Source organism: Saccharopolyspora sp. NPDC050389 (assembly GCF_040655595.1).
Taxonomy (GTDB): Bacteria; Actinomycetota; Actinomycetes; order Mycobacteriales; family Pseudonocardiaceae; genus Saccharopolyspora.
The window spans coordinates 1-9,655 of record NZ_JBFAKG010000181.1 but is presented as its reverse complement, the minus strand read 5'-3'; the positions used below and the strand labels follow the sequence as shown (position 1 = coordinate 9,655).

The following is a 9,655-nucleotide window of genomic DNA, read 5'->3' as shown; positions in this document are numbered from 1 at the left end:
TTTCCCGGCCCGTGTCGCTCTGACTTGGATAAATTTACACACCCCCAAAACACCCCCTGAAACCACCCCCCCTTAAGCAACAAAACACCAGGTCAAAGGCGGATTTCGAGCTCGAAGAGCGCGGCCAGCTCGGTGACCGTCGAAGCGACGTCGCGATGGTGGACGCCGACCATGCCCGCCTCGACCGCGCCGGACACATTCCGGGGAAGGTCGTCGACGAAGACGCACTGCCGCGGTTCCAGGCCCAACCTGCGCGCGGTCAGCCGGTAGATCTCGAGGCTCGGCTTCGCCACTCCGACCGCCCCGGACAGCACCACGGCATCGAACAGCTCGGTCAGGCCCGGATCGGCGAGCCCGTTGGCGTTGGACACCAGCGCGGTGCCGATCCCGGCTCGGCGGATGCGTCGGGCGACATCCAGCAGCGGCGGTGTGCCGGACGGTTCATCGCCCGGATCGTCGAGCACCCCGGCGTAGTCCAGCAGTAGTCCCTTGAGATCCACGAGCCGCACGTTAGCTCACACGATCGGGGCGTTCCGGGGCCGAAGGTGACCGGATCCGGACCACAAGTTCCTCAGTTATGCGGGAGCCCAGATCACCGACCGCCTGGAGGCGCCATGACCGCAGTGCTGTCGATCGAAACGCCGCCGGCCGGGGCGGTGGCGGAGATCAGCGCCTCCGCCGTCGCGGGGTTCATCGGCGAGCAGGTCTTCGACGCGCTGGCCGGGCGCCGGGCCTTGCACCAGGTGCGCGAGCACCTGGTGCCGCAAGTGGCCGGGCTGCTGCTCACTACCCGGCTGCACGCAGCACAAAGCCCGGACTACCGGTTGCGATCCGTCCACGCCTGCCTGGTCACCGACTGCGCGGTGGAGGCCTGCATGATCGTCGGAACGCACTACCGGGTCCGGGCCCTGGTGTTGCGCGTGGAACAGGACAACGGGCACTGGGTGTGCACGCTGCTGTCCCTGGTCTGATCAGCGCTTCTTCTTCTTCGCCTCGGCTCGGGCGGCCGCCCGGCGCTCACGGCGAGTGCCGCCGCGCGACTCCGGCCCCTGGTCGTCGTCGCTGCTGGTGTCCACGCCGCCGGCCTCGTTCGGTCCGGAGTAGCTCAGGCCCTGCTGCTTCGGCGAGTCGAGCCCCTTGCCGCGCAACGCTGACGGGACCTGCTCGCCGTCGCCCGCGGTGGCGAGCTGGCTCAACGCCGGGCCGGCGGACGCGGGCCGGGCTCGCTTGGGCCTCGGTTGCGGCGCGGGCTGGGCGGTCGGCTGCGGGGTCTGGGGCACGTCCGGCGTGCCGCTGCCGACCTGGCTCACCGACACCGGCACGGCCGGCGCCTCCGGCTCGGGTTGCGGCTCGGCCGCCTCGACCTGGACGTTGAACAGGAATCCGACGGACTCCTCCTTGAGCGCCTCCAGCATCGCCCCGAACATGTCGAAGCCCTCGCGGCGGTACTCGATCAGCGGGTCGCGCTGCGCCATCGCCCGCAGCCCGATGCCCTCCTTGAGGTAGTCCATCTCGTAGAGGTGCTCGCGCCACTTGCGGTCCAGGACGCTGAGCACCACGCGGCGCTCCAGTTCGCGCATAGCGCCCGGGCCGACCTTGCCGTCGACCTCGGCCTCGCGCTTCGCGTACGCGGCGCGCGCGTCCTCCATGACAAGCTCCAGCAGGCGCTCCTTGGACATGTCCTCCTCGTCGTCGACGAGGGCTTCCCAGCTGATCGACATCGGGTAGAGGGTCTTCAACGCGGTCCAGAGCTTCTCGAAGTCCCAGTCCTCGGCGTAGCCCTCGGCGGTCTCCGCGTCGACGTAGGCCGTCACCACGTCGGTGAGCATGTGCATGACCTGCTCGTGCAGGTCCTCGCCGGCCAGCACGCGGTGCCGCTCGTCGTAGATGACGGTCCGCTGCTGGTTCATGACCTCGTCGTACTTGAGGACGTTCTTGCGGATCTCCATGTTCTGCTGCTCGACCTGGGTCTGCGCGCTGCGGATGGCGCGGCTGACCATCTTGTGCTCGATCGGCACGTCGTCGGGCACCTTGAGCCGGGTCATCACGGTCTCGACCATCGCTGCGTTGAAGCGCCGCATCAGCTCGTCGCCCAGCGACAGGTAGAACCGGGACTCGCCGGGATCGCCCTGGCGGCCGGAGCGGCCGCGCAGCTGGTTGTCGATGCGGCGGGACTCGTGGCGCTCGGTACCCAGCACGTAGAGCCCGCCGACCTCGCGGATCTCCTCGCCCTCGGCCTTGACCTGCGCCGTGATCTTCTCGACGACCGCGGGCCATTCGGCCTCGTACTGCTCGCGGTTCTCCACCGGGTCCAGGCCGCGGCCGCGCAGTTCGGCGTCGGCGAGGTGGTCGATGTTGCCGCCGAGCACGATGTCGGTACCACGACCGGCCATGTTGGTGGCGACTGTGACCGCGCCCTTGCGACCCGCCTCGGCGATGATCGAGGCCTCCCGCGCGTGGTTCTTCGCGTTCAGCACGTTGTGCGGGATGCCCTTTTTGGTGAGCAGCTTCGACAGGTACTCGGAGCGCTCCACGCTGGTCGTGCCGACCAGGATCGGCTGGCCCGCCTGGTACCGCTCCTCGATGTCCTCGGCGACCGCCTCGAACTTCGCCGGCTCGGTCTTGTACACCAGGTCGGGCTGGTCGGCGCGGGCCATCGGCTTGTTCGTCGGGATCGGCACCACACCGAGCTTGTAGGTGGTGTGGAACTCGGCCGCCTCGGTCTCGGCGGTACCGGTCATGCCGGACAGCTTGTCGTAGAGGCGGAAGTAGTTCTGCAGCGTGATCGTGGCCAGCGTCTGGTTCTCGGCCTTGATCTCGACGCCTTCCTTGGCCTCGATCGCCTGGTGCATGCCCTCGTTGTAGCGGCGCCCGGCCAGGATGCGGCCGGTGAACTCGTCGACGATCAGCACCTCGCCGTCGCGGACGATGTAGTCCTTGTCGCTCTTGTAGAGCTCCTTGGCCTTCAGCGCGTTGTTGAGGTAGCCCACCAGCGGGGTGTTGGCCGCCTCGTAGAGGTTCTCGATGCCGAGCTGGTCCTCGATGAGCGTGACGCCGTCTTCGGTGACGCCGACGGTGCGCTTGCGCTCGTCCACCTCGTAGTGCTGGTCGCGCTTGAGCATCGGCGCGAGCCGGGCGAACTCCTGGTACCAGCGCGAGGACTGGTCGGCGGGGCCGGAGATGATCAGCGGCGTCCGGGCTTCGTCGATCAGGATGGAGTCGACCTCGTCGACGACGGCGAAGTGGTGCCCGCGCTGCACGCAGTCGGCGAGGCTCCAGGCCATGTTGTCGCGCAGGTAGTCGAAGCCGAACTCGTTGTTCGTGCCGTAGGTGATGTCCGCGGCGTAGGCCTTGCGCCGCTGCTCCGGCGTCATGTCGGCCAGGATCGCGCCGACCTCCAGGCCGAGGAAGCGGTGCACGCGGCCCATCCACTCGGCGTCGCGGCGGGCCAGGTAGTCGTTGGTCGTGACGACGTGCACGCCCTTGCCGGTGATCGCGTTGAGGTAGGCGGGCAGGACGCAGGTCAGGGTCTTGCCCTCACCGGTCTTCATCTCGGCGATGTTGCCGAGGTGCAGCGCCGCGCCACCCATCAGCTGCACGTCGAAGTGCCGCTGGCCGAGGGTGCGCTTGGCGCCTTCACGGGCCACCGCGAACGCTTCGGGCAGCAGTTCGTCGAGGGATTCGCCTTCGGTGTGTCGGCGTTTGAACTCGTCGGTCTTGCCCCGCAGCTCGGCGTCGGACAGCGCGACGATGTCCTTTTCAAGCTCGTTGATGTGCGCCGCGATGTTGCGCAGACGCTTGAGCATCTTGCCCTCGCCGGCGCGGAGCAGTCGGGACAGGACCATCCGGTCGACCTCACTAGCTGATCGTGACGCGTCCGTCACGGACGCTTTGCGGTCATCGTATTAGAGCTGGTCGTGGGGACCTGCCATCCGGTGCGGGTCCGGGTGGCGGACCCCCACACGCGGCTGTCCCCCGCGAACCACGGTACGCGGGGGACAGCTGTTCGGGTCGGCGTTGGCGCAGACTCGCCCTATAGCGCGTCAGCCAACCTGATCACTCCGTAGTCGAATCCCTTCCTCCGGTAGACCACGCTGGGCCTACCGCTTTCTGCGTCGGAGAAGAGGTAGAAGTCGTGTCCGACCAGTTCCATCTCGTAGAGGGCCTGGTCAACCGTCATCGGCTCGGCCGGGTGTTCCTTCTCGCGGACGACCCGTCCTGGTTCGGCGTACCCGTTTTCCGCGGCCATCCGCTGGCCCGGGACTTCGGCGGCGTACTCATCGACCTCCGGCGGCGCTTCCAGTAGCGCGGTCCGGCCTTCGGCCATGGACTGGCCCATCACAACGGGCCGGTCCGCCATCGCTGCGGTCGCCTCTGCCACGGATGTCGGGTTGTGCTGTCCGTAGTGCACCTTTCTACGGTCGTGCATGCGCCGGAGCCTGCTCTCCAGCTTGGTCGTGGCGGCGTCGAGTGCGGCGTAGAAATCGCCTGCGCAGGCCTCGGCCCGCACCGGCGTGCCCTTGCCCATCAGCGTGATCTCGACTCGCTGGCAATTCTTGGCCTGGCGAGGATTGCGCTCGTGGAACAGCTCCACGTCTGCCCGGATTGCCTTCTTGTTGTACCGCTCAAGCCGGGTCAACTTCGCATTGACGTGCTCCCGGTAGTGCGCGGGAACCTCGACGTTGCGACCCTTGACGACGATATCCATTCACGACCTCCGTTCCTTGCGTGCCGTAGGCGAGGTGTGCACGGCGGCGCCGAGAAGGCGATCAGCTCACTTCCGGCGCCAGGGACATGGGTTTTCGCTCCTTCCCTCCCGCCTGGGTAGGCTGGATTGAGTGGCACGTTAGCTCGGTTTACCGATTTGTGACACCCCCCTTGTCGGGCGAAGTCAAGCGGCCACCGAGAGTGATTGCTGCCACCGTTCGAAGCAGGCAGCGGCCGCGGGCGGGCCGCAACCCGGCCGCCTCATCGGCCTTATTTTTCACCCGATCGGGGGCTACGTGCGGTAGCTCCGCGCCGGGCTGCCGGATGACCGGATCCTGCCTGCTCACAATGGGAAAACGAATGGACGGCAGGTGAAGTTCCCGAGTCTGTTCGGGTAACGGCAATCCACCCGAATGCTTCAGGCGGCCGTCGCGGTCAGGCTGAGCACAGCGGCGACCTCGATGCCTGCGGTTCCGAGCACCGCCAAGCAGCTCGCGACCGTCGCCGCGGTCGTGATCACGTCGTCGATCAGCGCCACTTGCGCCGCCTGTGGCGGAAATCGACCTGTCCGGCCGAGCACTCGGCCGGACAGGTTGCGCACTCGTTCGGCCGCATCCAGCCCGGCCGAATCCGCGGCACCGCGCGCGGTCACCAGGCAGTCCGCGACGGCCGTGGGATGGCCCGCGGCGGTGAGCCCGGCCGCCGCACGGTGCGCGATGCGGGACATGTGCGCGCCGCCCCGGCGGCGGGAGGCGATCGTCCGGGACGGCGCCGGCACCAGGCACCAGGCCGGTTCGAGCCGGTGCTCGGCGGTGATCGCGCGCAGCCCGATCGCGACGTGCCGGGCCAGCGGCTCGGCGAGGTGGCGGCGGCCGGACTCCTTGTAGGCGAGCACCGCGCGCCGGGCGGCGCCCCGGTACCGGCCGAGCGCGTACACCGGCGGGGCGGCTTCGAGCAGCGGCCGTTCGACGCGGCGGAGCCCGCCGAGCTCGCGCGCGCAGTCCCGGCACCAGGCCGTGGCCGCCGCGTCGCAGCCCGCGCAGCGCAGCGGCAGCATCAGGTCGACCAAGCCGGAAAGCCCCGCACCGAGCCAGGAAACGCGCACCGGCAGATGGTGCCGCAGATCGCCGTCCCGACTCACCGACGCGTGTCGGGATCGACGCTCAGCCCGGGAAGAACGGGATGGAACCGCCGCCGATCGAGCCCTGGACCAGGGACCAGACGTCGTCGGTGTCCTTGGACTCCCAGATCCCGCTGCGGTCGCTGACGACCACCCGGCCGCGGTTGGCGACCGTGACCGCCTTCAACGGCTGGCCGAGGTTCGCCGCGGTGAACGGGACCCAGCTGAACCCGTCGACCGACACCTCGAAGACCGGCGTGATGTTGCTGTCGCTGATCGCCACCAGCGAATCGTCCTGCAGCCAATCGACGCCGGTGATCCGCACTCCCGGCGGGGACGGCAGCGTGATCGGCCGCTGCAGCATCACCTGACCGTCTTGATCGGACACTCCGGCGACCACGAGGCGCCCGCCGACCACCGCCGCCACCCGGGTCCCGTCGCGGGACAACCGCAGATCGCTGATCGGCCCGCCGCCGGTCACCTGCCCGGCGTCGACCTGGCGTGACACCCAGCTGTTCCCGGCGTCCAGCGCGCGGACCACGTTGCGACCGTCCACAACGGTCCACACCTCGGATTTCCCGCGCCAGGTCGGCCTGCTCATGTCGGCGCCGCGCACCGGAAGTTCGGGCAGGGGCGCGCCGTAGCGGCCGATCCGCAGCTCAACGCCACCCGGAACACGCGTGACCGCCGCGAGATGGCTGCCGTCGGGCGACTGACCCGCCCTGAGCACGTCGTACTCGCCCGAGCCCGCCGGGCCCTGAATCGGCTGCGCGCTGTCCAGGGACAGCAGCCGCTCGTCGACCACCACCAAGCCGGGCAGGTCAGGGCGAGCGATGTTGTTGTTCTCGTAGGACCCGAGGTCGGTCGGCCGCAGATCCTTCCCGTCCGGCAGCAGCGGCGCGCCCTCCACCTTCAGCCGCACCCGCGCGTTGTTGACTCTCTGCAGGGTGAACACCACCTGGGCCGCGATCAGCCTGCGGTCCTCCCGCGAGATGGCGCCGAGATCGCTGAGGTTCACCTCCAGCGCGCCGTCCCCGGGATCGGTCGGGTTGGTCTTCGGGTGCACCCCGGGCGGGATGGCGGTGTGCATGGACGATTCCAGTCCCGCGGACGGGCCGCTGGTCAGCAGGTCGATGACCCGCCTGGGCAGCGTGCTCGCCGGTTGCGCCACCACGTACCGCAGATCCGGGACGATGCCCGTCGAGTCGTGGTCCAGGAAGTAGATCGGGACCGCCCGGTAGACGGAGCTGAACGAGCCCCGGCTGGCGACGATCTCGGGCAGCGGCGTCGCGATGCGCCACTTCTCGTCCGGCTGCCGCTCCACCCGCACCTGGGTCTGGTATTCGCCGACCTCTGGGATGAAGGACGAGTCCGGCAGCAGCCGCCCCACCTTGTCGGCCTGCACGGTGACCATCTGCACGCCGTCGGGCAGCGGAGTGGGGGACGTCGTCGGAATCGTGTCGACGTTGTCCACGATGAGCAGGCCCGGCGCCGGGGCCCAGCTCCGGCGCGCCGCCGGGGTGAGGTGCTGGCGCGCGGACTCGTGGTTGCTCTCCGGGGCGGCGGACGCGTTGACGAAGCTGCGCACCAGGGCGAGCGGGTCGGCGCCGTCCGGTGGCGGGGGCACGGGCGCGGTCGCGTTGCCCTCGTCGACCGGCCGGATCGCCTTCGGGTCCGAGCTCTCCGGGATCGATGCGCACGCCGACACCGACAGCAGCACAGCCAGCAGCACCACCACCCGACGCACGCCCATCACTGGTCCTCCCAGGTCTGTTCGGACAACCGCGCCGGCCCGCGGTCGCGGAACTCCGGCTCGCCGGTCTCGCCGTCCTGCGGCGGATCGACGCTGGCCGCGAGGAGCGCCTCGGGCGCCGCGATCCGGCGGGTGCCGGGCATCTGCAGCGGGCTGGCGTCGAAGGCCTCGCCGGGCTGACGAGGCAGGGTGAGGCGGAAGCACGAGCCCTCGCCGGGTTCGCCCCACGCGTCCAGGCCACCGCCGTGCAGCCGGGCGTCCTCGAGGCTGATCGACAGGCCCAGGCCGGTGCCGCCGGTGCGCCGGTTCCGGGACGGGTCGGCCCGCCAGAACCGGGTGAACACCAGCTCGGCCTCGCCCGAGCGCAGGCCGACGCCGTAGTCCCGGACGGTCACCGCGACAGCCTGCTCGTTGCCGCCGAAGCGGATCTCGACCGGCCCGCCTTCGGCGTGGTCGATGGCGTTGGCCACCAGGTTGCGCATGATCCGCTCCACCCGGCGGACGTCGGCGACGATGGTGAGGTCGCCCGCGGACGGGGCGATCACCCGCAGCGCCACGCCGCTGGTGTCGGCGATGGGGCGCAGCGCCTCCACGGAGCGGTCCACGATCTCGGCGAGGTCCAGCGGCTCGGCTGCCAGGTCGGCGACGCCGGCGTCCAGCCGGGAGATCTCCAACAGGTCGGCCAGCAGCAGCTCGAACCGGTCGAGCTCGTCGACCAGCAGCTCGGTCGACCGGGACAGGCCGGGCGGGAACTGCTCCCGGGAGGCGTGCAGCACGTCGGCGGCCATCCGCACCGTGGTCAGCGGGGTGCGCAGCTCGTGGGAGACGTCCGAGGTGAACCGGCGCTGCAGCTGGCCGAACTCCTCCAGCTGCGTGATCTGCTGCTTGAGGCTGTCGGCCATCTCGTTGAACGACTCCGCCAGCCTGGCCACGTCGTCCTCGCCGATCACCCGCATCCGCTTGTCCAGGTCGCCTTCGGCCAGTTGTTCGGCGATCTGCGCGGCCTGCCGCACCGGACGCACCACCTGGCGGGTCACCAGGTTCGTGATGGCGCCCACCAGCACCAGCAGCACCAGCCCGCCGAGCAGGAGGGTTTGCTGCAAGACCTCGAGGGTGTTCTGCTCGGCGGTCAGCGGGAACAGCAGGTAGACCTGCAGCGGCCGGGTCGCGGTGCTCACCTGCGTCCCCACCGCCAGCATCGTGACGGGCAGGCCCTTCTCCCGCTGCGCGGTGGTGATCTTGGTGGCCAGCTGGCCACGCTCGACGAACTGGCGCAGATCAGGCGGCACGTCGTTGATCGGGCCGGCCGACGGCTGCTGCGACCGTTCGCCCGGCGCTCGCCCGTCGACCAGCACCGGCTCGAACGCACCAGCAACCGTCTCGGTGGTGGACTGCCCCGAGGACGTCGTCGTCAGCCGGTTCAGCGCGGCCTGCAGCTGTTCGGAGACGTTGTCCGCGTTCGGGTCGACCGCGGTCAGCTCGCGCTCCAAGATCGGCTGGCTGACCTCGACCTGCGAGATCGCAGCGGTCTCCTTCGTGGACAGCAGCTGCGACGTGATCTGCCACTGCAGCATCATGCCCAGCGCGAAGACCACGGCCATCGACAGAGCGAGGGTGCTGACCACGACGCGCAGCTGCATCGACCGCCGCCACAGCGCTTCGAAGCGGCGCCAGCGGCTGCGGACCTCCTCGCGGACACGACTGATCAGCCGCTGCACCATGCGGCCTCGACGCGTCCACACCCTCACGGCAACCGTCCCCCGGGCCACTCCGCCACTACGACCCGGCTAGCAACTGTGTCAAAAGCCCGGCCGACCGCCCACACCGGTGCCCTCGACCGGTGCGCAGTTCCGGATCACCGCCCGCCAGCAGTCCGGCGTCCGGAGGCGAAGTCGTTTCCTCTTGCTCCACACCCGCAACTCGCGCCGCGCGCAGGCTCGAATCGCGATCCCGGACCGGATCTGAGATTCCGGCCTGATCGAACCGGGGCGCCTGCTCGCGTCATCAACGTCGCCGGGCCCGGTCAGGACATCCCGATCAACTGGGCCGACCTGCAGAGCGAGAACTACGACGGC

The 9,655-nt window shown here is 69.7% G+C and carries 8 protein-coding genes; 1 reads left to right on the top strand and 7 read right to left on the bottom strand.

Features of this window, described 5'->3' with window-relative positions:
* Window positions 1-92: 92 nt before the first annotated feature.
* Window positions 93-500, bottom strand: a complete 408-nt coding sequence (locus AB0I53_RS48715; RefSeq protein ID WP_358617822.1) for an HAD-IA family hydrolase — start codon at window positions 498-500, stop codon at window positions 93-95.
* Between the two features lie 114 nt (window positions 501-614).
* Here AB0I53_RS48715 and AB0I53_RS48710 point away from each other — a divergent pair, with 114 nt between their 5' ends.
* Entirely contained in the window at window positions 615-971 is a 357-nt protein-coding gene (locus tag AB0I53_RS48710) for an Rv3235 family protein (RefSeq protein WP_358617819.1), read from the top strand.
* Here the strand turns inward: AB0I53_RS48710 and secA are convergent, their stop codons facing one another.
* From secA to AB0I53_RS48680, 6 genes are all read right to left on the bottom strand, one after another.
* The gene (gene secA, locus AB0I53_RS48705) at window positions 972-3,845 is read right to left on the bottom strand and encodes a preprotein translocase subunit SecA (protein ID WP_358617816.1); all 2,874 of its coding nucleotides are present in this window, start codon (window positions 3,843-3,845) and stop codon (window positions 972-974) included.
* Between the two features lie 188 nt (window positions 3,846-4,033).
* Window positions 4,034-4,708 carry a ribosome-associated translation inhibitor RaiA gene (raiA, locus tag AB0I53_RS48700; protein WP_358617814.1) on the bottom strand — a complete coding sequence of 225 codons (675 nt, stop codon included), beginning with the start codon at window positions 4,706-4,708 and terminating at the stop codon, window positions 4,034-4,036.
* 417 nt (window positions 4,709-5,125) lie between these two features.
* Window positions 5,126-5,812 (bottom strand): ComF family protein, encoded by a 687-nt coding sequence (locus tag AB0I53_RS48695; protein ID WP_358617811.1) that lies wholly within the window; start codon window positions 5,810-5,812, stop codon window positions 5,126-5,128.
* Between the two features lie 58 nt (window positions 5,813-5,870).
* On the bottom strand, window positions 5,871-7,580 hold the full coding sequence (locus AB0I53_RS48690; RefSeq protein ID WP_358617809.1) for an LpqB family beta-propeller domain-containing protein: 1,710 nt from the start codon (window positions 7,578-7,580) through the stop codon (window positions 5,871-5,873).
* A complete protein-coding gene (mtrB, locus tag AB0I53_RS48685) occupies window positions 7,580-9,301 on the bottom strand; it encodes an MtrAB system histidine kinase MtrB (RefSeq protein WP_358617805.1) in 1,722 nt (573 codons plus the stop codon). The genes AB0I53_RS48690 and mtrB overlap by 1 nt, the downstream gene beginning before the upstream one ends.
* Before the next feature lie 78 nt (window positions 9,302-9,379).
* Window positions 9,380-9,655 (bottom strand): hypothetical protein (locus AB0I53_RS48680; RefSeq protein ID WP_358617802.1); only part of this gene is annotated, 276 nt, incomplete at its 5' end.

Bases quoted from the DNA above. Each gene is read 5' to 3' on its own strand.
- AB0I53_RS48710 (WP_358617819.1), top strand. From the start codon at position 615: ATGACCGCAGTGCTGTCGATCGAAACGCCGCCGGCCGGGGCGGTGGCG.
- mtrB (WP_358617805.1), bottom strand. From the start codon at position 9,301: ATGGTGCAGCGGCTGATCAGTCGTGTCCGCGAGGAGGTCCGCAGCCGC.
- raiA (WP_358617814.1), bottom strand. From the start codon at position 4,708: ATGGATATCGTCGTCAAGGGTCGCAACGTCGAGGTTCCCGCGCACTAC.
- AB0I53_RS48690 (WP_358617809.1), bottom strand. From the start codon at position 7,580: ATGGGCGTGCGTCGGGTGGTGGTGCTGCTGGCTGTGCTGCTGTCGGTG.
- secA (WP_358617816.1), bottom strand. From the start codon at position 3,845: ATGGTCCTGTCCCGACTGCTCCGCGCCGGCGAGGGCAAGATGCTCAAG.